A 22346-nucleotide genomic window follows, 5' to 3' on the forward strand; every position below is an offset into this window, starting at 1 on the left:
CTCCTCCATGCATCTCATCGTTCGCTTTCGGCCGCTTGCGCAATTTTTGCGCCTTGCTGGGGCTCGGATTGAAGAGCCTGAGACGCTTGTCGTAATGACCACACCTCCTCCTTCTCACCGAGAACGAGGCCGACCCGTTGATGAAGACTGGATGGGAGCACATCCATGATCCTGTCGTGGCCGTCGGTCGCGGCACCGCCGGCCTGCTCTATAAGCAGGCTCATCGGATTGGCTTCGTACAGAAGTCGCAGTCGCGCCTTCCCTGGCGTCCGGTGGTCTGACGGGTAGAGGAAGACGCCGCCGCGCTTGAGAATGCGGTGCACGTCCGCGACCATCGATGCGGTCCAGCGCATATTATAGTCGTGCCCACACGGGCCTTCTGTGCCCTGCAGGCGCTCCTCAATCCATTGCGCGGTCGCTGGCGACCACTGTCGGCGCCTCGCCATGTTGACGGCGAACTCGCGTGTGCCCGCCGGTATCCGCATCGGGCCGTCTGTCAATCGCCACGATCCGATCTCGCGGTCGAGCGTGAATTCGTAGACGCCCGTTCCAATTGTCAGGACGAGCAGAGTCTGCGGACCATAGATTGCATAGCCGGCCGCGACCTGGTCGCGGCCAGGTTGCAGGAAATCCGCCTCGATCACGTCGCGGCCGGCGCATGCCTCGGGCGCGCGCAACACTGAGAAGATGGTGCCCACCGAAAGGTCGACATCGACATTGCTCGATCCGTCGATTGGATCGAACAACAGGAGATACTCCCCCTTGGGATAGCGGTTGGGAATGGGATGAATCGTCTCCATCTCCTCCGAGGCCATCCCGGCGAGATGGCCGCCCCATTCGTTGGCGTCGAGAAGAAGGTCGTTGGCGATCATATCCAGCTTCTTCTGCACTTCGCCCTGGACGTTCTCGGTCCCGAGGCTGCCGAGGACGTCGCCGAGCGCGCCTTTCGAGATGGCATGGTTGATGGCCTTACAGGTGCGCGCGACCGTCTCGATCAGCAGGCGCAGTTCTGCGGGACAGGAAGACCCAGGCAAACGCTGCTGCTCGATCAGGAAGCGCGAAAGCGTGACAGGCTGCATATCCTCTCCATGTTGTGGGGCTCGTCGCGGCCCATTCGCCTAGACGGCGCCGGAACTGGCACCGATGACGGCCTTGATCCGTTCCGCCAACGCCGGGCCGTGGGCGAACGCGGCGGCTTCGACGATCGCGGCCGGGTCGGGACGAATGCCGGTGTAGAGAACGAACTGTTCAACCGCCTGCATGACGATCACCTCAGCGCCTGAGATCACCGATTTGCCCTGCGCGTCTGCTGCGCGAATAAAGGGCGTCTCGGCCGGCAGGGCGACGACGTCGAATGCGACGTCGCAGGTCGCCACCATGTCCTGGGGAAATGCGAGACTATCGCACTGCGGCCCCTCCATGCCGAGGGGGGTCACGTTGATCAGCATCGCCGCGCCGGTGTCGGGCAGATCCTCGCGCCAGCCATAGCCATAGAGGTCTGCGAGCCCTTGTCCGGCCTCGCGATTGCGCGCGACAATGGTTCCGTGCGCAAAACCGAGATCACGCAGCGCCGCAACCACGGCCTTGGCCATCCCGCCGCTGCCTCGCAGCAGGAACGGCGTGGCCGGGTCGATCGCGCGGCTGGCAAGGAGATCGCGCACGGCTACGAAATCGGTGTTGTAGCCGGTGAGCACGCCATCGTCGTTGACGATGGTGTTGACGCTGTCGATCGCGCGCGCGGACCCCTCGAGGCCATCCAGCATGGGAATGACCGCTTCCTTGAACGGCATGGAAATCGCGCATCCGCGAATGCCGAGCGCGCGAATGCCGCCGATCGCGGCGGGCAGGTCGGTGGTGCTAAACGACTTGTAGACATAGTCGAGCTCGAGCAGCTCATAGAGCCGGTTGTGCAGGCGCGACCCGGCATTGCCCGGACGCGCCGAAAGCGACATGCACAGGCGCGTGTCCCGGCCGATCGGCGGCTTCATGCGTTCACCTTTGCTGCTTGTGAGAGCGCGCTCGAACCGCGCGCGACCAACTTGCCGGTAAGCACGACCTTGCGCGCGGCACCGTCGGGATGCTCGATCCGGTCGAGCAGCATCGACATGGCGGTGCGGCCGATCTCCTCGACGGGTTGTTCGATCACCGTCACCCCGCCGGCCGCGAGGTCCATCCATCCCTCATTGTCGAATCCGGCAACGGCGATGTCATCAGGTACCGAAAGACCCATCCCGTGCAGAGCACGCAGGATCGCCATGAGCATCTTGCCGTTGCTCGCGACGAGAGCGCTCGGCGCGGCGGCATGGCTGGCGAGCGCGCGTGTCACCGCCTTGTCGGTTTCCTCGGCGCCATGCGGCACGAACAGGGATTCGACCTGAATCCCGAGAGCGGACGCTGCGCGCTCAAACCCCGCCTGCCGTTCCGCCCCGGTGGAGCTTGCCGCGCCGAACAGGCCGGCGATGCGACGATGGCCCTGCTCATGGAGATGCGCGACGAGTTGTTCGGCCATGGCGCTATTGTCGAGCAGCACGCTGTCATAGGCGCCGGCGGCGGCGCGATCGATGAGCACCAGTGGAAAGTCGGATCGCAAGGCGTTGGCACGCCTGGTCGCCTGGCGGGTCGGGGCCAGGATAGCGCCGGTCACACGCTCCTCATGCATGAGCTGGAGATACATGGCTTCACGCTCCGGATTCTCGTCGGTGTTGCACAGAATGACCCGCATGCCGCGCGCATAGGCGATATCCTCGACCGTGCGGGAAACCGCGGTGAAAAAGGGATTGCGGATATCAGCGACGATCAGGCCGATGGTGTTGGAATGGCGCGAGCGCAGCCGCCGCGCGGCCATGTTCGGCCGGTAGCCGGTGGATTTGACCGCAGCGAGCACCCGTTCCTGCATGGCGGGATCGACGCTGCGTCCGGCCAGCACTCGCGATGCGGTTGCCGGGGAAACCTGCGCGACTCGGGCGACATCCTTGATTCCAACGGTCATAGGGAAATCGTTCTCTCCGCTTTTGTCTGATATCGCGCTTGTCGGCTTGTCGAATATGCACGGAAAGAGCCATGTAATGCAACTGGCTTGACAAAATGATGAGAAAACGTTCTCTCTTGGCTAGGAGAAGGATGACAGGAAGGTTGAGGAATGCTGGCACAGGCCCGGACAATCGCGGAAATCGAGGATCTGATCCGCATCGACGCCAAAGCGTCGGGCAAGGAAGACGCGATCCGGCAGGCAGGGCAACTGCTCGTTGCCGCCGGCTGTGTCGCTCCCGGTTATGAAGAGAGCATGATCGCCCGCGAGGCGGTCGCGAATACCTATCTGGGTTCGGGCGTCGCCATTCCGCATGGCCTGGGCGAAGACAAGGGGCTGGTTCTTCGCGACGGTATCGTTGTGCTCCAACTGCGCGAGGGCGTCGAATGGAATCCTGGCCAAAGAGCCCATCTGGTGGTTGGCATCGCCGCCAACTCCGATAGCCATCTTGCGATCCTTCGTCGCCTCACGCGCCTTATTCAAGACGAGACGACACTGGCGAACCTCGTCGCAACCGACGATCGCGAGGTTATCGCAGCCGCCCTCGAACGCGACGCGGTGCCGGGCGCGGCGCGGCCGGCGGCTGAGGATCTTGCGCAGAGCATCGAATGGACGGTCGATTATCCAGCGGGTCTGCACGCCCGCCCGGCCTCTGCCTGGGCGGACGCCGCCAAGGCCGGGCCCACCCCCTTGCGTGTCCGGCACGGCGCGGACATGGCCGATCCGCGCAGCCTCGTCTCGCTCCTGCAACTGGGACTGAAGGCGGGCGATCGCGTCACCATCTCGGCCTCAGGCCCGGAGGCAAGACAGACACTCGACGCCTTCCTGCGCACCGTCACCGGTCTCACCGTGCGCGAGAAGGCCGACGCCGCGCGCGCTGCGGAAAAGGCGAAGGCGAACGCGCCGGTGCGCGGCTGGAAGCCGGATGGCGAAGCTACGATGATTGCGGGCGTGGCGGCCAGTCCCGGGCTTGCCATCGGCAAGGTCCATATCCTCGCCGCTGCCGAGCTGGACGTGCCCGATCAGCCGGTCGATCTCGTAACAGGTGGCACGCTGCTCAACGAGGCGCTGGTGCGCACGCGGGCGCAGATGAAGGCGCTCGTCGACGACACGACACGACGCCTGGGCGCGGGCGACGCCGCCATCTTCGCCGCGCAGGCGGGTTTGCTCGACGACACCGATCTCATCACGCTGACCTGCCAGCTCATGGTCGAGGGCCATGGCGTCGCCTGGTCCTGGCACCAGGCCGTCGATCGCATGGCGGGACAACTCTCTACGCTGGGCAACCCGGTGCTGGCCGCGCGCGCCGCGGATCTGCACGACGTGGGGCGGCGCGTGCTGGCCCAGATCGATCCGGGTCTTGCGAGCGGAAGCCTCCACGAACTTCCGGACGAGCCCTGTATCCTCCTTGCGGCCGACCTGTCGCCTTCCGATACCGCGACGCTGGACACCGACAAGGTGGTTGGCATCGCGACGGCCCTGGGCGGGCCGACCTCACACAGCGCCATTCTCGCGCGCACCCTTGGCCTGCCATCGGTCGTAGCCGGCGGAGCGGACCTCTTGACCCTCGCAGCCGGCGCCATCGCGATCGTTGATGGTGACAGCGGACGGGTCTGGATCAACCCCTCGGCGGCTGATATTGCCTCTGCCCGCCAGTGGATCGCCGCGATCGCGGAGACCCGTGCGGCGCAAGAGGCCGAGCGCGCCCAGCCGGCGCACACGCTCGACGGGGTCGAGATCGCGATCGGGGCCAATGTGAACCGGCCTGACCAGGTTGCATTCGCCCTGTCGCAGGGTGGCGAGGGCGTCGGTCTCATGCGCACCGAGTTCCTGTTTCTCGAACGTGGCGACAGCCCCACCGAAGCGGAACAGGAAGATGTCTATCGTGGCATGATCGATGCGCTGGAAGGCCGCCCGGTGATCGTGCGCGCGCTCGACATCGGCGGCGACAAGCAGGTGCCGCATCTCGCCTTGCCCAAGGAAGAGAATCCCTTCCTCGGCGTGCGCGGCGCGCGGCTGCTGCTGCGCCGCCCGGACCTGCTCGATCCGCAGCTTCGCGCGCTATACCGCGCCGCCAGGGGCGGCGGCGACCTGTCGATCATGTTCCCGATGATCACCTCGGCTCACGAACTTGTAGTCTTGCGCGAACGCTGCGAGGCGATCCGCGCCGAACTCGACGCTCCTGCCGTCCCGATCGGCATCATGATCGAGCTGCCTGCGGCTGCGGTGCAGGCCCATACGCTCGCGGCCCATGCCGATTTCTTCTCGATCGGCACCAACGACCTCACGCAATATGCGCTCGCCATAGACCGGCAGAATCCGGAACTGGCGAGCGAGGCGGACAGTCTTCATCCCGCCGTATTGCGCCTGATTGCCATGACGGTCGAAGGCGCCAAGACCCATGACCGCTGGGTGGGCGTGTGCGGCGGCATCGCCGGCGATCCCTTCGGGGCGGCGCTGCTGGCGGGGCTTGGCTGCACTGAGCTCTCGATGACGCCGCGCGATATCCCGGCGGTCAAAGCGCGTATCCGTGCATCGGGCATGGAGGGGCTGCGATCGCTGGCCGCGCGGGCGCTTACCATGGAAAGCGCCGCTCAGGTTCGCGCGCTCGACGGGGAGCAGGGCTGATGCGCGTCGCGACCGTGACCTTCAATCCGGCGATCGACCAGACCATCAGCCTCGACCGGCTGGTGCGCGGCGAGGTCCATCGCGCGCGCGCATTGCGTGAGGATGCCGGTGGCAAGGGCGTCAATGTCGCCAGCTGCCTTGCCGACTGGGGGCAGGGCGTCACCGCCTTTGGCCTGCTCGGTGCCGACAATGCCGGCGGATTCGAGGCGCTGTGCGCGCAAAAGTCGATCGAGGACGGGTTCGTTCGCGTGCCCGGCGCGACCCGCGTGAACCTGAAGATCGTCGACGACGAGACGACGACCGACATCAACATGGATGGTCCATGGGTCGAGGAGGGCCATATCGAAGCCCTCATACGCGCCATCCTGGCTTACGCCGGCCACGACGCACTTATCGTGCTGTCGGGTAGCGTTCCGCCGGGGTGTCCCCCCGACATCTATGCCGATCTGATCGTTCGGTTGAAGGGCCTTGGTGCGCGCGTCCTGCTTGATACGAGCGGCGCTCCGCTTGCCATGGGACTGTCGGGCAGCATCCTTCCTGACGTCGTCAAGCCCAACCGCGATGAACTGGCCGCCTGGGCCGGTGTTGCTGCGGACGATCCGGACGCGCTGCTCGCCGCCGCGACGCGCCTCCATGAGCAGGGCGTCGGTCTCGTTGTCGTATCGATGGGCGCCGATGGCGCGCTGTTCCTGTCGGACGAAGGTGCGCTCATCGCGCGGCTCAAGGCGTTCGAGATCGCCAGCACGGTCGGCGCCGGCGATGCGATGGTCGCCGGGATCGTCGCGGCGCTGATCGAAGGCGCCTCGCTCGAACGCACGGCGCGTCTCGCGACCGCCTTCGCGGTTGCCAAGCTCGGCCGGCCGGGGCCGCATCTTCCGAGCCTCGCGACGGTCCACGCGCTCGCGGACGATACAGAGGTGTTCGCGGCACGATCGAATGATGCCGCGCTGCTGGGAGAGGCGAAATGACAAGATTGCTGGCAGTGGTCGAGGGCGGCGATACCGACGTGTCGGCGGTGCTGGCGGGCGAAGCGCTTCGCAAGGCCGCCAAAGCAGGCGATATACCGATCGAGATCGAGGTGAGGACCGCGCAGGGCGTGGTCAATCCCTTGTCGGAACCGCCACGCCCAGGCGAAGATGTGCTGCTGTTCGTCTCTCCGCCACAGGCGCGCGACGAGGCGCTGGGCAGGGCGGCCGACAAGCGCCTGAGCCTCGAAGAGGTGCTCGCAGATCCCTCGTCGGCGCTTGCTTCCGTCGCATCGGGCAGGGACGCGCGGCGCCGCCCCCCGGCAGCGCCGGTCCGTATCGTCGCAGTGACATCCTGCCCGACCGGCATCGCCCACACTTTCATGGCGGCCGAAGGGCTCACGGAAGGCGCGAAGCAACTCGGCTACGATATCCGCGTCGAGACGCAAGGCTCAGTCGGCGCAGGCAATGCGTTGACCGCGGATGAGATCGCTGCAGCCGATATTGTGTTGATCGCCGCTGATCGCGAGATCGATCGCGGTCGCTTCGCGGGCAAGCGCGTCTTCGCAGGGGGCACGAAGCCCGCCATCACAGGCGGCGCAAAGCTTATCGAAAAGGCGCTGGCCGAAGCGACGGTGCAGGGCGGGGAGGCTTCCGCGCAGGCCGGGGCCGCGTCGTCCGCCGGCCATGAGAAGGCCGGTCCCTATAAGCATCTGATGACGGGCGTGTCGTTCATGCTGCCCTTCGTGGTGGCGGGCGGTCTCCTGATCGCGCTGGCCTTCGCGCTTGGCGGTATCCATGCCAATGAGGATGCCGCGGCCGGTACGCTCGCCCATGCGCTGTTCGAGATCGGCGCCAAGGGTGGGTTCGCCCTGATCGTGCCTGCGCTCGCCGGCTACATTGCCTATTCGATCGCCGACCGGCCAGGAATCGCACCCGGCATGATCGGCGGGATGCTCGCCGCCAATCTCGGCGCGGGGTTCCTCGGCGGCATCGTAGCGGGTTTCATCGCCGGCTATGGGGTCGAGGGACTGAACCGTTTCATTCGCCTGCCCAAGAATCTGCAGGGGCTGAAGCCCGTCCTGATCCTGCCGCTTCTGGGCACGCTCCTGACCGGATTGCTGATGGTCTATGCGGTGGGGGCGCCCGTCGCGGCGGCGCTCGCCTTCCTCACCGAGTGGCTGCGCGGCATGCAGGGGTCGAGCGCGATCCTGCTCGGGCTGATCCTGGGCGCGATGTCGGCTTTCGACATGGGTGGTCCGGTCAACAAGGCCGGCTATGCCTTCTCGGTCGGCCTGATCGCTAGCCAGGTTTATACGCCGATGGCGGCGACCATGGCCGCAGGTATGACACCGCCTTTGGCAGTCGCGCTGGCGACGCGGCTGTTCCGCGACCGCTTCACCTTCGACGAGCGCGAGGCCGGGAGCGCGGCCGCCGTACTGGGCCTCGCCTTCATCACCGAAGGCGCCATCCCGTTCGCTGCGCGTGACCCGTTCCGGGTGATCCCGTCACTGATGGCCGGGTCGGCGGTTGCTGGCGCTATCTCGATGATGGCGGGGGTCGAGCTGCGCGTGCCGCATGGCGGGCTGTTCGTGCTGCCGATCCCGGGAGCGGTCTCGCATCTCCTCGCCTATGTCGCGGCGATCGCGGCAGGAACGATCGTGAGCGCGTTTCTGGTGGGCCTGCTCAAGCGCCCGGTCGAGGGCAACTGACCCTTCGGGGCAAGACAGAACATAACGAAGGACTGGGGAACATGGCTGGAAGGATCGGCCTCGCGGCGCTTGCCGCGCTGGGCATGGGAATGCTCGCGCCCGCTTCATGGGCGCAGGAGCGAGATCAAAGTGCATCGGGGACGCAGGCATCACCTTCGCCGCCGCAGCCGGCCAGCGAGGCAAGCCGGACCGTGCCGATCATGCTCGGCGTCCAGCGCAAGCAGCCGCAACCCTGGCAGCCCTTTGCCGATGAGGGTGTGTCGATCGCGCTCAACTATACCGGCGAAGCGGCGGGGAATGTGACGGGAGGCCTGCGCCGGAAAGCGGCTCATGCCGGGCAACTCTATATCGGCGCCGATCTCGACCTTGACAGGATCGCCGGCATCGGCGGCGGCGCCCTGCATTTTGCGGTGACCAACCGCCACGGCGACAATCTCTCGCAGATCGCGATCGGCAACAACACATCGGTCCAGGAGATCTGGGGCACCCAGAACACTCATCTCGCGATCCTGACCTATGAGCAGAAGCTGCTGGGCGGCGCGCTCGCCATCGAAGCCGGCAAGAGCCAGGCGAACATCCACTTCCTCAATTCGCCGATCTACTGCAATTTCCAGAGCAACTCGGCTTGCGGCAACCCGACCTTCGTTTTCAAGAACAGCAATTTCACCTATTTTCCCGCCTCGAGCTGGATGGCGCATGCCAGGCTCAGCGTCACCCCGAGGGTGTGGGCGCATGTCGGCGTCTATGAAGTCAATCCCGACCGGCGCGATCCGAACGACGACGGGTTCAGCTTCAGCGCCCGCAACGCAACTGGCGTGATCGTGCCGTGGGAGATTGGCTACAGCACCAAAGCCGCGGACGAGCGGCTCCCGCGCAACTATATCATCGGCGGCTGGTTCGACCGCGCCGACTATGCCGATCCGCTGCGCGATGCGGATGGCGGGATCGCGATCCTCACCGACCGGCCCGCTGCCACGCGCCATGGCCGTTCCGGTATCTATATCCGCTTCGACCAGATGCTGACTCGGCCCGATCCTCATTCGGACCGTGGCCTCACACTGTTCGGGGTGGCGATGACCAATCTGTCCGGCCGGGTCGAGGAGCGGCGTTTCCTCGAACTGGGCCTGGTCCAAAAGGGCACCTTCCGGGGCCGTGACCAGGATACGATCGGGTTCGTCGTCAACCAGCAGAGCTTTTCCGATCTCGCGATGGAGCGGATGCGCGCTGCCCGGATCGCGGCGGGCGGCGACGGCAATGTCCGGCGCAACCAGTATATGATGGAGCTTGCCTATGGCGCCCAGATCGGTCCCGCGATCCGGGTGTCGCCGAACGTCCAGTATATCCTGCATCCCGATCAGACCGGAGCGCCGTTTCGTTCGAGCAACATCGGCAACGCTCTCATCTTCGGATTCAAGTTCACGGTCGATGCGCCGACGCTACTGGCAATGACGCGATAGGCGCCACGCGGTGCGGCATGTAAGATGCTTCCACTAGTTTGTCATTTCATGGTTTTGCAGGTTTTTGCAGAATTTTGCTTAGTCAGGATCTGAGGTTGCGCGCTATGGTTCCGAACGCCTTTCTTTTCGATCTGGATGGAACGCTGGTCGACAGTGTCTATCAGCATGTGCTTGCCTGGCATGAAGCGCTGCGCGCGGAGGCAATCGAACTGTCGGTCTGGCGCATTCATCGCAAGATCGGCATGAGTGGCGGCCTCTTTGCCGATCAGTTGCTTCGCGAAATCGGACGGGAAGTCGATGCCGGAACGATCGAACGCCTGCGGGCAAGCCATGCCGAGGCGTATCGCCGACTCGCCGCTTCCGTTGTGCCGCTTCCGGGGGCAAGGGAGCTTCTCGCCGGGTTGACGCAGATGGGTATTCGCTGGGCGATAGCGACGAGCGGACGCCTGGAAACGGCCGCGCCAAACCTGGCCGCACTGGGCGTGGATCCCGCAAGCGCAATCGTCGTGACACGCGATCAGGTGCGCTTCGCCAAGCCCGACCCGGACCTGTTTCTTGAAGCGGCACGGCGGCTCGAAGTGCCGATCGAAAGCGCGATCGTTGTCGGTGATAGCATCTGGGATATGCTCGCCGCCGCGCGGTGCCGCGCGCTTGGCGTCGGCTTGCTTTCGGGCGGCTATGGCGCGGACGAACTTGAGCGCAGCGGTGCATTGCGCGTCTATGACGACCCGGCCGATCTGTACCGTCATCTCGACGAGATCGCCTCGCGAACCCGCTAACTGCAGATTGGTGTGCAAGAAATCGTTTTCCGCAGGGCGACTGGGCGCTATGACGCTAGTCTGGATTTACGTTGTCTGCTGCGTAGAGGAGCTTGCAGAATGCACTATGAAGATCGTTTGCTGAAGTTGCGCGAGGTTGTGGTTGCTAACGTGAACGATGAATTTCGGTACAAAGTGGGCGAGAAGGTTCGCGAACTGGGCTATCTGGACGTAACTGATTTCCTTGAAGCAAAACCCAGAGAAGCCCATTTGGCCGAAGTGGAAAGGCTGGTCGCAGATAGTTCCAGATAGTCCTATCACCGATGTTTCGATGACTTGGGTCTTCAGCGCGATACCGACAAGGCTGTGTTGGGCTGAACCGCGAGACAAGGAGACCTTTGCCCTCGGCAGGACATGCGAGCCGGAAATGCCGGCGGTCGTGTGCACCTCCGTCGGCGCAGCGGGAAGAACTGCTATGAAGGATTTGGCGGCGATGCGGCGGCGCGCCATTGATCTCATGCGTGAGGCCATCGCCCTGCTTGATGAGGCGGGTGAGAAGTTTTCCGCATTGCATTTGCAGGCTGCGATCGATGCCGCTGAGCGCATTCTTCCGATGAGGCCGGGTGATCAGCTTCCCGACGATAGGCCGGACGCGCCGGCGGCGGAAAGCCTTACTGTCGATCCGGCATTTGTCCGCGCGATCGGGGGCGCGCTGGCGCTGGTGGCGACGTTGCTGGCACGCCAAGGGAGCGTCTCGGTCAGGGAATTTTCGAATCTGCTTGGTATCTATGCCTTGGCGGTCAAGGAAAAGTCGGCCGATGAAGGGCTGATCAACGCCTGCTGGGTCGCGATCATTCGTGACATCGCCGAAGCCCAGGGCGACGACGAAACATAATCTTTCCTGGATCAATTGTCATGGGCGCTAATCATGGGCGAATTCACCTTCGGCTATTCAACTGGCCTCACATTCACAGGTCGCTTCGGCGCGCATCCTCAAATTGAAGCGCGTCCTCAATTCGCAGCCGCGATCCGCCCTGTTGCTGACCAGTGACCGCATGGCGAGTGCATCTCACGCCACTGGAGCCTCCTGGGTCAATCAGATCGGGCACTTCGTCGCCAATCTTATTAGCTGGAAGATCCGCCGTCGCGTTCATCGCTTGACCGCGGAGATCGAGGCGGCGATCGAAAGTTATATCGCCGCCATCTACGCAGACACCAGACCTTTAGATGAGCTAAGTCTGCCAATGACATTAGCGCTTCTGTCCACGGACACTCGAGACCGTGCTTCAGCAAAGCAATATCACTTCAGAATCCGGATACTAGCGATAAACGATTCCCCCGTCGGTCAGAATGGACTGGCCCGTAATATAGTCGGAATCGTTGCTGGCCAGGAAGGCAACCAATGCGGCGACGTCCTCGGGCGTTTGGGCGCGTCCCAGAGCGATGCCATCGACATACTTCTTGTACGTCTCACCCTTTGCCGCGCCGGTCAGTTCCGAAAAACGTTCATCGATCTCCACCCACATGTCGGTGCCGACAATGCCGGGGCAATAAGCATTCACGGTGATGCCGGCTGAGGCGTACTCCTTGGCCGCCGCCTGGGTGAGGGCTCGAACAGCGAACTTGGTGGCCGAGTAAACGCCGAGCATGGCAAAACCGTCATGGCCGGCGATCGAGGAGGCATTGATGATCTTGCCCTTGTGGCCCCGCGCCTTGAATTTGGCGGCTGCCGCCTGGATGCCCCAGATGACGCTGTAGACGTCGACTGGGAAAATCCGGTCCAGGTCCTTCTGCTCGACCTCAGACAGTGGCTTCACTTGAGCAATGCCGGCATTGTTGATGATGACATCAAAGCCGCCCAGCGCCTGTTCGGCGTGGTCGACAGCCTCGTAGACCTGATCACGCTGGCTGACATCGGCGATGAAGGTGGTGGCCCGGATACCCAGGGCCTCAACCTCGTGGCGCACACTTTCCAGCTTGTCTGCCTTGATGTCGACCAGAGCCAGATTAGCTCCGTCCTTGGCGAGGCGAAGTGCGATGCCACGACCGATGCCCTGGCTGGCGCCGGTGATCAATATGGATTTGTTCTTCACGGACATGACTATTCCCTTTTGGCCTGCGGGTTCGCTTGTCGGACACCGATGGCGACGATCAGCAGATGAGCGGAGCAGGTCCCTCCCGCCCGCACTGACACCTTGAGGTTCAGGCGTTCTCGAAGTCGAGCACGATGCGGCCCTCGATCTTGCCCTTGTGCATCCTGTCGAACACGTCGTTGATATTCTCGAGGCTATCGGTAGTCACGGTGGCCTTGACCTTGCCGGCGGCGGCAAAGTCGAGCGATTCCTGTAGATCGAGCCTCGTCCCGACAATTGATCCGCGCACCGTCACCCCGTTCAGCACGGTATCGAAGATAGACAGGGGGAAGTCACCGGGAGGCAGGCCGTTGAGCGACACCGTGCCACCGCGACGGACCATACCCATCGCTTGCTGAAAAGCCTTGGGGGAAACGGCCGTAACGAGCACGCCTTGCGCGCCGCCGAGTTCCTTCCTGATGAAGGCGGCGGGATCGGTGTTCAGAGCATTCACCGTCATGGTGGCGCCAAGTTCCGTTGCCAGCGCCAGTTTGGCGTCATCGATATCGACAGCGACGACGTTCAGACCCATGGCCTTGGCATATTGCACCGCCATGTGCCCCAGGCCGCCGATGCCGGAGATCGCGACCCAGTCGCCCGGCTTTGTATCCGTCACCTTCAACCCCTTGTAGACGGTGACGCCTGCGCACAGGATCGGCGATATGTCGACGAAGCCGACATTCTTGGGCAGATGGCCGACATAGTTGGGGTCGGCCAGGACATATTCGGCGAAGCTTCCGTTGACCGAATAGCCGGTATTCTGCTGATCCTCGCACAGCGTTTCCCAACCGCCCAGGCAGTGCACGCAGTGGCCGCAGGCAGTGTAAAGCCATGGTACGCCGACACGGTCTCCTTCCTTCACATGGCCGACGCCGCTGCCGACGGCGACCACATGGCCTACCCCCTCGTGACCGGGTATGAAAGGCGGCTTCGGCTTGACCGGCCAGTCGCCTTCGGCGGCGTGGAGATCGGTGTGACACACGCCGGTGGCGGCCATCTTGACGAGAATCTGCCCGGGGCCGGGCAGGGGAACCGCGACTTCTTCGATGACGAGAGGCTCGCCGAATGCTCGGACGACGGCCGCCTTCATGGTCTTTTGCATTTCAATCTCCTTTGGGAAGAGAACTCAGAAGGGGGCGTCGATATCGACGACGTCGATGAGCTTGTGATTGACAAACTCCTTGAGGCCGAGGCCCAGCAGTTCCCGCCCGTAGCCTGACCGGCGGATACCGCCGAACGGCAAGTCCGCTTCAACCTTCGTAGGATGGTTCACGAACACCATGCCTGTGGAAATCTGCTTGGCCACCTCGGCGCCGCGGACCGGGTCGGAGGTGAAGACCGAGCCGCCCAGACCGAATGGGGAATCGTTGGCGATGCGGATCGCATCGGCTTCGTCCTGAGCACGGAACAGCATCGACACCGGCCCGAAAAATTCCCAGTAGCGCGCGGGATTGTCCTCACCCACGGCTGTCAGGATCGTGGGCTGCACGAACGCGCCCTGGTTGGGAACGGGTGGCCCCACTTCCTCGACAGTAGCACCCAATCTCGCCGCCTCGCGAATCTTGTCCTTCAACTCATCCGCCGCACCTTGCGATGACAGCGGGGCCAGGGTCGTGGCCGGATCGAACGGATCGCCCGCCACAAGTTCGGCTACCCCCTTGCGATAGCGCGCCAGGAAGTCGTCATAGACCTCGTCGACGATGATCATGCGCTTGGAGGAAACGCAGACCTGCCCACCGTTCCAGTGTCTCCCGAAAACGGCCCATTTGGTCGTTTTCTCCAGGTCCGCGTCAGCGAGGACCACGAAGGCGTCGGCGCCACCGAGTTCCATGGTCGACTTTTTCAGCGCCTTGCCAGCTTGGGCGGCCACGACCGAGCCCGCACCTTCGGAGCCGGTCAACGCCACGCCATGCACGGGGTCATCGTTGAGGATCAGTTCGATCTGCGAGCGGGTGGCGTAGAGGTTGGTGAAGGCGCCGACGGGCAGACCGGCCTCGGCCATCAGCTTCTCGAAGGCTTCGGCGCTTTGTGGAACACTCGAGGCGTGCTTCAGAAGCACGGTGTTGCCTGCGGACAGCTGCGGCGCGAGAATCCGGGCGATCTGATAGTAGGGGAAGTTCCACGGCTCGATCGCAAGCAGCACGCCAAGGGGCTCGTGGACGAGGATGGCTTCGCCCTCGGCTGGATCAAGAACCGGTAATTTCTCGGGCTTCAGCAGGTCCTCGGCGTTGCGGACATAATATTCGAAGATCTTGGCCGAGAGTTCGACTTCAGCTTTGGCCTCACCGAACAGCTTGCCCATCTCAAGGGTGAGAAGGGTTGCATAACCATCGGCATTGCGTCGCAAAATATCCGCGGCGTTCTGCAGGATGCGTGCGCGTTCGGCAAAGGGCGTATCCTTCCAGGCCAGGAAGGCGTCTTGGGCCTTGCCAATGGCGTCGGTCACCTCGGCATCGGTCGCTTCGGGGAAGGTCTTCAGAGTCTCGCCCGTATAGGGGTTGATGGTTGCATAGGCCATTTCACTATCCTTCAGTCATCTGGGGAGGAAAACATCGCGGAAGTCTTCAGGCGCCGAGATCCTTCACGGCCTGCACCATGGCAGTCAGCACTAGCTGAGCGTCGCCATAAACCATGCTGCAGTTGTCGCCGTAGAAGAGCAGGTTCTCCACGCCGGCATAGCCCTTCCCCTGGCCCCGCTTGACCACATAGACTTGCCGGGCCTGGTCGGCGTTGAGGATGGGCATGCCGTAGATCGGCGAGGTCTTGTCGGTTCGCGCCGCCGGATTGACGACATCGTTGGCGCCAATCACCAGCGCGACATCCGTGTTGGCGAAATCGCCGTTGATGTCGTCCATGTCGTAGATGATGTCGTAGGGCACACCGGCCTCGGCCAGCAGGACGTTCATATGCCCCGGCATCCGGCCAGCGACCGGATGGATCGCGAACTTCACATCAATATCGGCGGCCTGCAGCAGTTTGACAAACTCGTAAAGCTTTTGCTGCGCCTGGGCGACGGCGAGGCCGTAGCCGGGAATGATTATGACGCTGGAGGCGTAGCGCATGGCGATGCCGGCATCACTTGCCTCGGCCGCTTTCATCTCACCGTGGACGTCGCCCGCTCCCGAGGCGGCCACGTCGCCGAAGTTCGAGAACAGCACATTGACGATCGAACGGTTCATCGCCTTGGCCATCAGAACCGTTAGCAGCGTGCCCGCCGAGCCCACCACCATGCCCGCGATCATCAAGGTCGGGTTCTGAAGCGCATAGCCCTCCAGGCCCACGGCCAGGCCGGTGAAGGCATTGTAGAGCGAAATCACGACCGGCATGTCGGCGCCACCGATCGGCAGGGTCATCAGGATGCCGAACGCGAGCGCGCCGGTGAAGAAGAGAAGGGCGAGCAGATCGCCCGAAGGAGCAGCGTGCAGGACGATGGCGGCGATACCGAGGAGCACGGTGGCGATAAAGATCAGCGCGTTGAACCCGCGCTGGCCGCCGAACCGCCAGGGCTTGTTGATCTTGCCGTCCAGCTTGGCCCAGGCGATCACCGAGCCGGTCAGGGAGATCGAGCCGATCAGCGCACCTGCAACCGTCACAGCGAGGACGGCTGCGCTATGCGCGCCGCGCGTGGACATTTCCACGGCCGCGACCGCCGCCGCCGCACCGCCGCCCATACCGTTATAGAGCGCAACCATCTGCGGCATCGCGGTCATCTCGACCTTTCGGCCTCTCGACCAGGCTCGCGGCGACGGCGATCATCATGCCCGCGCCAGCGAAGACGATGCCCGAAAGCGCGGTCGCCGGAGACGACATCCGCTTCAGTCCCAGGATGAAAAGCGCTGCGGCGACCAGTCCGCTCAGCCCGATAAGGTGTTGCGCGACCACGTCAGCCCTTCTTTCCGCCGCTGGACTTGAACATGGCGAGCATCCGGTCTGTCACGACGTAGCCGCCCGCTGCGTTTGCGGCGCCCAGAGCGACGCCCAGGAACCCGACGACCTGACCGAACAGGGTGGTGGCGTTCAGAAGGGCGTAGAGGGCACCGACCACGACGATGCCGTGGATGAAGTTGGAGCCCGACATCAGCGGCGTGTGCAGGATCGAGGGAACCCGGCTGATCACCTCGTAACCCGTGAAGCCGGCGAGCATGAAGATGTAGAGGGCAATGAGCCATGTCATGGAGGTGTCCATCGCCATCGGTGCGGCTCCTATTCGACAGGGGTCTGGGCTGGATTGGCGCCTTGGAGGCACTCGCGAACGGCTGGATTCATAATCTTGCCCGCATGGGTCAGGACGGTTCCGGCCAACACCTCGTCATCGAAGTCGAGATGGATCGCTCCATCCTTCACGATGAGCTGGAGCAGGTTGAGGATATTCTTGGCGTAGAGTTCACTGGAATGCTGGGCGAGGGCTGAGGGGACATTCAGCGGGGCGACGAGCGTCGTCGGCCCCAGAACGACGGTCTCGCCCGGCTTTGCGCCTTCGCAGTTCCCTCCTCCTTCCGCGCTAAGGTCAACAATCACGGCGCCCGGCTTCATGGCGGCGATCTGGGTGGCCGAGATGAGCCTGGGCGCGGGGCGACCAGAGACGGACGCCGTGGTGATGATCATGTCAGCCTCGGCGATGTGTTTGCTCAAGGCGGACTGGACCTGATCCTGCTCTTGCGCGATAAGTTCACGGGCATAACCACCTTCGCCACGTGCATCGACGCCGGTCTCGACGAACTTGGCACCGAGCGAGAGGGCTTGTTCTTTGGTCTCGGGGCGTACGTCGTAGCCTTCGGTGATCGCGCCCAGCCGCCGCGCGGTTGCCAGAGCGGACAATCCCGCCACGCCGAGCCCCATCACCAGCACCTTGGCCGCCCGCAGCGAGCCAACCGCCGTAGTCATCATCGGCAGAATACGCGGCATGTTCACGGCGCCGAGTAAAGGAGCATAGTAGCCGGCCAGAGCCGCCTGGCTCGAAAGGGCGTCCATCGCCTGGGCGCGGCTGATCCGAGGAATGGCCTCCATCGCCAGCGCTGTCACCTCGCGCGCCTGAAGGGCCGCTACCAGTTGCGGATTGCTGGGTCCGTAGAGGAAAGCGATCAGAACAGCGCCAGGCTTCATCGCCTCGACGACCTCGACGGCGGGCGGCTGGACTGCCAGCACGATGTCGGCGTCAGCGACAACAGACGGACCGTCAGATTGGAACCTGGCGCCGGCATAGGCACTGTCGAGGAAGGTGGCCGCCAGTCCTGCTTTGGTTTCGATCGCTAGAGTAGCGCCCAGCTGGGAAATCTTGACTGCGACGGCCGGAACGATCGACACGCGCCGTTCACCCTTTCTGGTTTCCTTGAGAACAGCGACAGTAACGGACATCGAAGATCGGCGCCTTTCTGACATTCATGCGTGGCCGCACTTCGCCACATTGCCCTCACGCAGGATCTTCGGCATTGATCGAGCGCAAATGTGCGTCGCTTGGGCGAGGACGGAACAGGGCCTGATCGGGTTTGCAACGCCCGCCTTCCTGGCAGGCCAAAAGTGTCCGCCTGACCGTCTACCCTGCCCTCAAAGACATCCTTTGCGTGGGAAGTTACGCCTCATATTGCTATGAAGGAAACGAACAGATCGACTAGAAGCTATTCCAGTTAGGAATGACATGGAGTTCAGACCCCTACGCGCTTTTGTCGAAGTCGCCCGTCTCGGCGGCTTTTCCGCTGCGGCCAAGGCAGTGTTCTCTACGCAATCCACGATGAGCAAGGCGGTGAAGCAGCTTGAAGAAGAGCTCGGAATACCACTCCTGAATCGGACCGGCCATCGTCCCGTGCTCACCGCGGCGGGCGAAGTCGTCTATCGCCGAGGGATCAAACTGCTTGCAGATCGAGAGGACCTTATCGCGGAACTCGATGATATTCGTGGCATGAAGCGGGGCGTGCTGCGGCTCGGGCTGGCGTCCGTCGGCAGCGGAACAGTGTTTGCACAGCTCTTCGCCCTCTATCGGCAGCGTTACCCAGGCATCGAAATCCAACTCGTGGAGCAAGGCAGCGCCCAACTCGAGACCAGTTTGCGAGCGGGCGCGATCGACCTGGCCGGCGCTCTTTTGCCTTCTTCGAGCGATTTCGACGCCGAAGTCGTCCGGCGGGAAGCCGTGGTCGCCATACTCCCGGAGAGGCATCCGCTATCGACCAGAAGCTCGCTGTCCTTCGCCGACCTGAAGGATACACCCTTCATCTTGTTCGACAGCGATTTCGCCATGCACAAAATGGTGATCGAAGCCTGCCGTCGTTCCGCGTTCGAGCCGACCATAGCTGCTTGCAGCAGTCAGGCCGATTTCATGGTTGATCTTGTCGGCGCAGGTTTGGGTGCAGCGTTCCTGCCGCTGATGGTGGCGCAACGAACCGAGCATTCTGCAGTCCGCTCCATCCCGCTGAATGAACCGAACTGTGAATGGGTGATGGCTATGATTTGGCGGCGGGACGCCCATTTGATGCCTGCTGCACGAGCATGGCTTGATCTTGTTCGGGATTGCCGCGCCGGCGCGTCTGATCCGGATGCATCTTCCGGGGCGCAAGGTTGAATATAGCTTTGCCGGAATGCTGTTCCGTTAGAGAACTGTGTCCGCCCTGAGAGCCCCTCGTTTGGAGCGCCATTATTCGATGAGGGGAACCAACTTCTTGCTTGATGAGGCGGGCAAGCCGCTTTCCGCGCTTTGTTTGCAGTCGGCCATCGATGCCGCCGAGTGCGTTCTTCCGACGAGGCCGAATGCTCAGCTTCCCGACGATAAGCCGGGCCTGCGCTCAGTTGACATGGGCGCTGACCGGATGGGAGTTGATTTTGCGGCTGCTCACCGGGCCTGGCATTCTCAAGTCGGTTTCCCGTGCATCCTGAAACTGAAGCGCATCCTCAATTCGCTGCCGCGATCGTCGCCTGTCGTGCAATCAGCAGCCAGGTTCCACCACGCCTCGCCCAGACGTCCGTGAAAGGCCGCATCACCTGCTTCCCGGCACCCGGCCCCTTGGTCGGAATCATGGTGTCATAGCCCATGATCACCGTCACCTCCGGTTTCTCGCTGACGAAGATGATATGCTTGTGGAAGTCTTTATAGTCGAGAAAGTCACTCTCCATCACCGCGATGACCTGATCTCGGGACAGAACCTCGTTATTGGGTGAGTTGACGACGAAATCCTCCGCCCATACCCCTTTCACGCCAGCAGCGTCATGCGCCATCATCGCCTTGCCCAATCGGCCATAGGCTGCGCCGATCTCGGGAGGCACCCGGATGCCGAGTGATGCCTGGCCAAAGGCTGGCGCAGCCGAAAGGGCAAGTGCAATTCCGAACGTCCTGAACATCCTTTGCCCGACCTCTCGCTGTTGCCTCCTGTCATCCTGCCTTTCACGTCGCGCACTTGCAACCTTCCTCCCGCGTCCATGAGCCCTGTTACCACGCCTCGTTTTGCGGACGACAATTGCGGTCCAGGACAGTAGCGCATCAGTCCCTGGGACGATTGCGGCTCGCACTACAGACCCGGCGCGGGACTGAGCAAATTCGGGAATCGTTGTCAGCAGGACTTCCGCCGCACCAGTGCGGGGTCGATCGTGCAGCTAATCTCGGAAGAGGCGTGGACCTCCAGAAGGCCGACCGCGATTTCCGCCATAGCATCGGTCTGTTGATCGAAGCTCGTTAGATCGTAGTGATCCCACGAAGCGAGCGGCATATTGTCATAGCCGATGATCCGAAAATCCTGCGGCGCCTGGAGGCCCGCTTTCGCCCAACAATCTATCAGACCAGCCGCAATCAGGTCGTTGCCGCAGAAGATTCCGTCAGGTCGATCGGACATGTCGACCATCTTGGTGGCCACCTGGCGGCCCCAGTCATAGTCAAGCTCGCCGTGGAACGAGTGAAGCGCCTCCACGCCAAGCAATCGCAGCGCGTCGGCGAAGCCGACGGCTCGTCGCGAATGGCTCAGAGCCGAGCGCGGTCCCATGATGGAGGTGAGGCGCCGGCTACCCGATCCATGAAGAAGCTGCGCCGCCAGGCGTCCGGCCCCTTCATTGTCCGAATTGATGCAGCGCACCCAGTCAGTCTCCACCGCCGAGTTGAGCATGACGATCGGCAGTTGGTGACGGTCGAGCTCGCTTGCCGCCTCGGCAGATGCGATCGAAAGCGCGCTCAACACGCCGTCGACTCGCAAGGACACGAGATCGCCGACCGCGTCGTCGAGTTCCCGATCATTGTCGATGCGGACGAGTAGCGTCTGCTTGCCGGCTGCCGTGAGCGCTCGGGTGAAGGACTCCAGCGTTATCGTGTGAAACGGGTTATAGAGGCCGCCGACCACGACCGCGACAATGCCGCTCTTGCCGCGCCGCATCATGCCGGGCAGCCGGCTCGGGCGATAGCCGAGCCGTTCGGCGGCAGCCTCGATGACCTCGCGCATCTGGGGTGAGACGCTCGCGCCGGGCGTGAAGGCGCGCGACACGGCCGATTGAGATACACCGGCTTCACGCGCCACATCATGGGATGTTGGTCCGCGTCCGTTCATGGCGCCGTGATCGGCATCCTGGCGATGAGGTAGGGTGGCTTGCGCATGTCCTGACCATTATGGAAGCGCGGTAGCCGCGTCCATTGGCCAAGCACGACGTAGACGTGTGTATCGTCGGCGAAGATGCCGTCGGGCCAGACGAAGCGCGGATCGCGCGCGATAAGGTCGAAGCTGCCGTCCGCGTTGCGGCGGAACACGGCGTCATGATCGGCTGCGGTGGTGTAGATGCGTCCCCAACGGTCGGTGGCGAGCCCGTCCGCTGCGCCCTTCTCACCCTCGTCCTTGACCGCGGCCGCAAGCGTAGCGTCGTCCTGCGCGAAATCGGACAGGGCCGCGGTGGCGATGCTGTAGAGCCGACGGCTGCTCAATGGAGCGAAGTAAAGCGTCGTGCTGTCGGGCGACAAGGTCACGCCGTCCACTCCGCCGCCAGGGAAGGTCGGGCTGGCACTGTCCTGGCGCAGCACGCGACCGTCGAGTACTGTCTGATAGCCGGGATCGGCCTTGATCCGCGGATCGTCGGCCAGCACGCGCCGCTGGCGGCCGGTCGCGATGTCGGCGACGATCAGGGCCGGGCGACCGTCGAAGGAACTGTCGGAGACGTAGGCGGTGCCTTCTGCGCCATGCGTCAGGTCGATCCGCAAGTCGTTCATGTGGCTGCCCGCCAGCAGCGCGTCCTTCAGGATCACCTTGCCGATCAGCCGACCCGTGGCAGGATCGAAGCCGACGATCTTGGCGCCGCCGGGCGGGATCGGTTGCCCCTTCACCTTGCCGTCGTCGATGGCCCAGAGGCGTCCCTTCGTGTCAGTGGTGAGGCCGTGGACGGAGACGAGGCGGCCGGCCGGGTCGCCGGTTGTGGCGCTCGCCGTACGCGCGTTGGGGAAGGGGATTACGCGACCGTCCTTCCACTCGCCCAGTACAGGGCCGGCATGATCGCCATCGTGCTTGGGAAAGCTCAGGAAAATGCGGCCGCCGATGACCGCAATCCCTGAAGGACCCGGTTCGGAAATGCTGGCGACAATTTCTATCCGCCCCTGGTCCGTAGTGCCGAAACCCGGATCGCGATTGTCGGCTATCGGGGGCGGCGTCGTCTGCGCGGTCGCGGCATTACCCGTCATCAGGAGGAAGGCGGCAGCGAGACTTCGCATGGCAA

Annotated in this window: 20 protein-coding genes and 1 pseudogene; 9 read left to right on the forward strand and 12 right to left on the reverse strand. The window is 63.4% G+C overall.

The features are described from left to right. Positions 1-14 precede the first annotated feature (14 nt). From DI605_RS14740 to DI605_RS14750, 3 genes are read right to left on the reverse strand one after another with little or no spacing between them, the layout of a single operon-like run. Entirely contained in the window at positions 15-1079 is a 1065-nt protein-coding gene (locus tag DI605_RS14740; protein ID WP_293975401.1) for a class 1 fructose-bisphosphatase, read from the reverse strand. Positions 1080-1118: 39 nt separating this feature from the next. Then, positions 1119-1988 (reverse strand): shikimate 5-dehydrogenase, encoded by an 870-nt coding sequence (locus tag DI605_RS14745; RefSeq protein ID WP_293975403.1) that lies wholly within the window; start codon positions 1986-1988, stop codon positions 1119-1121. Beyond that, a complete protein-coding gene (locus DI605_RS14750; protein WP_293975405.1) occupies positions 1985-2989 on the reverse strand; it encodes a LacI family DNA-binding transcriptional regulator in 1005 nt (334 codons plus the stop codon). The genes DI605_RS14745 and DI605_RS14750 overlap by 4 nt, the downstream gene beginning before the upstream one ends. 150 nt (positions 2990-3139) lie before the next feature. Between DI605_RS14750 and ptsP the strand changes: the two genes are divergently transcribed. The 8 genes from ptsP to DI605_RS14790 all read left to right on the forward strand — a co-directional run bounded on the left by ptsP (position 3140) and on the right by DI605_RS14790 (position 11599). Next, the gene (gene ptsP / locus DI605_RS14755) at positions 3140-5656 is read left to right on the forward strand and encodes a phosphoenolpyruvate--protein phosphotransferase (RefSeq protein ID WP_293975407.1); all 2517 of its coding nucleotides are present in this window, start codon (positions 3140-3142) and stop codon (positions 5654-5656) included. Further along, positions 5656-6624: a 1-phosphofructokinase gene (pfkB, locus tag DI605_RS14760; protein ID WP_293975409.1), complete on the forward strand. Its 969-nt coding sequence runs from the start codon at positions 5656-5658 to the stop codon at positions 6622-6624. The genes ptsP and pfkB overlap by 1 nt, the downstream gene beginning before the upstream one ends. Further along, positions 6621-8333, forward strand: coding sequence for a PTS fructose transporter subunit IIC (locus tag DI605_RS14765; RefSeq protein WP_293975411.1), 1713 nt, complete (start codon positions 6621-6623; stop codon positions 8331-8333). Before pfkB ends, DI605_RS14765 begins: the two co-directional genes overlap by 4 nt. A gap of 41 nt (positions 8334-8374) precedes the next feature. Continuing rightward, positions 8375-9790, forward strand: coding sequence for a carbohydrate porin (locus tag DI605_RS14770; protein ID WP_293975413.1), 1416 nt, complete (start codon positions 8375-8377; stop codon positions 9788-9790). Positions 9791-9828: 38 nt separating this feature from the next. Then, on the forward strand, positions 9829-10569 hold the full coding sequence (locus tag DI605_RS14775; RefSeq protein WP_293975415.1) for an HAD family hydrolase: 741 nt from the start codon (positions 9829-9831) through the stop codon (positions 10567-10569). A 99-nt stretch (positions 10570-10668) separates the two neighbouring features. Continuing rightward, positions 10669-10860, forward strand: coding sequence for a hypothetical protein (locus DI605_RS14780; protein WP_293975417.1), 192 nt, complete (start codon positions 10669-10671; stop codon positions 10858-10860). A 163-nt stretch (positions 10861-11023) separates the two neighbouring features. Further along, positions 11024-11443 (forward strand): hypothetical protein, encoded by a 420-nt coding sequence (locus DI605_RS14785; RefSeq protein WP_293975419.1) that lies wholly within the window; start codon positions 11024-11026, stop codon positions 11441-11443. A 33-nt stretch (positions 11444-11476) separates the two neighbouring features. Then, on the forward strand, positions 11477-11599 hold the full coding sequence (locus DI605_RS14790) for a hypothetical protein (RefSeq protein WP_293975421.1): 123 nt from the start codon (positions 11477-11479) through the stop codon (positions 11597-11599). A 268-nt stretch (positions 11600-11867) separates the two neighbouring features. Here the strand turns inward: DI605_RS14790 and DI605_RS14795 are convergent, their stop codons facing one another. The 6 genes and pseudogenes from DI605_RS14795 to DI605_RS14820 all read right to left on the reverse strand — a co-directional run bounded on the left by DI605_RS14795 (position 11868) and on the right by DI605_RS14820 (position 18035). After that, a complete protein-coding gene (locus DI605_RS14795) occupies positions 11868-12647 on the reverse strand; it encodes an acetoin reductase (protein ID WP_293975423.1) in 780 nt (259 codons plus the stop codon). A gap of 103 nt (positions 12648-12750) precedes the next feature. Then, positions 12751-13782 (reverse strand): alcohol dehydrogenase AdhP, encoded by a 1032-nt coding sequence (adhP, locus tag DI605_RS14800; protein ID WP_293975425.1) that lies wholly within the window; start codon positions 13780-13782, stop codon positions 12751-12753. A gap of 24 nt (positions 13783-13806) precedes the next feature. Further along, a complete protein-coding gene (locus tag DI605_RS14805; protein WP_293975427.1) occupies positions 13807-15198 on the reverse strand; it encodes an NAD-dependent succinate-semialdehyde dehydrogenase in 1392 nt (463 codons plus the stop codon). Between the two features lie 46 nt (positions 15199-15244). After that, a pseudogene (locus tag DI605_RS14810) lies at positions 15245-16490 on the reverse strand (NAD(P)(+) transhydrogenase (Re/Si-specific) subunit beta). A 73-nt stretch (positions 16491-16563) separates the two neighbouring features. Continuing rightward, entirely contained in the window at positions 16564-16872 is a 309-nt protein-coding gene (locus DI605_RS14815; RefSeq protein ID WP_293975429.1) for an NAD(P) transhydrogenase subunit alpha, read from the reverse strand. Between the two features lie 11 nt (positions 16873-16883). After that, positions 16884-18035, reverse strand: a complete 1152-nt coding sequence (locus DI605_RS14820) for an NAD(P) transhydrogenase subunit alpha (RefSeq protein ID WP_293975431.1) — start codon at positions 18033-18035, stop codon at positions 16884-16886. Between the two features lie 280 nt (positions 18036-18315). On the opposite strand from DI605_RS14820, the gene DI605_RS14825 reads away from it, so the two are divergent. Further along, positions 18316-19233 carry a LysR family transcriptional regulator gene (locus DI605_RS14825; protein WP_293975433.1) on the forward strand — a complete coding sequence of 306 codons (918 nt, stop codon included), beginning with the start codon at positions 18316-18318 and terminating at the stop codon, positions 19231-19233. 326 nt (positions 19234-19559) lie between these two features. On the opposite strand, the gene DI605_RS14830 is transcribed toward DI605_RS14825, so the two are convergent. The 3 genes from DI605_RS14830 to DI605_RS14840 all read right to left on the reverse strand — a co-directional run bounded on the left by DI605_RS14830 (position 19560) and on the right by DI605_RS14840 (position 22341). Further along, positions 19560-20006: a nuclear transport factor 2 family protein gene (locus DI605_RS14830; protein WP_293975435.1), complete on the reverse strand. Its 447-nt coding sequence runs from the start codon at positions 20004-20006 to the stop codon at positions 19560-19562. Between the two features lie 209 nt (positions 20007-20215). Further along, positions 20216-21196, reverse strand: coding sequence for a LacI family DNA-binding transcriptional regulator (locus DI605_RS14835; protein ID WP_293975437.1), 981 nt, complete (start codon positions 21194-21196; stop codon positions 20216-20218). Further along, positions 21193-22341 carry an L-dopachrome tautomerase-related protein gene (locus DI605_RS14840; protein ID WP_293975439.1) on the reverse strand — a complete coding sequence of 383 codons (1149 nt, stop codon included), beginning with the start codon at positions 22339-22341 and terminating at the stop codon, positions 21193-21195. Before DI605_RS14840 ends, DI605_RS14835 begins: the two co-directional genes overlap by 4 nt. Positions 22342-22346: the final 5 nt, after the last annotated feature.

The sequence above is a fragment of the Sphingomonas sp. genome, from assembly GCF_003248515.1.
Lineage (GTDB): Bacteria > Pseudomonadota > Alphaproteobacteria > Sphingomonadales > Sphingomonadaceae > Sphingomonas_I.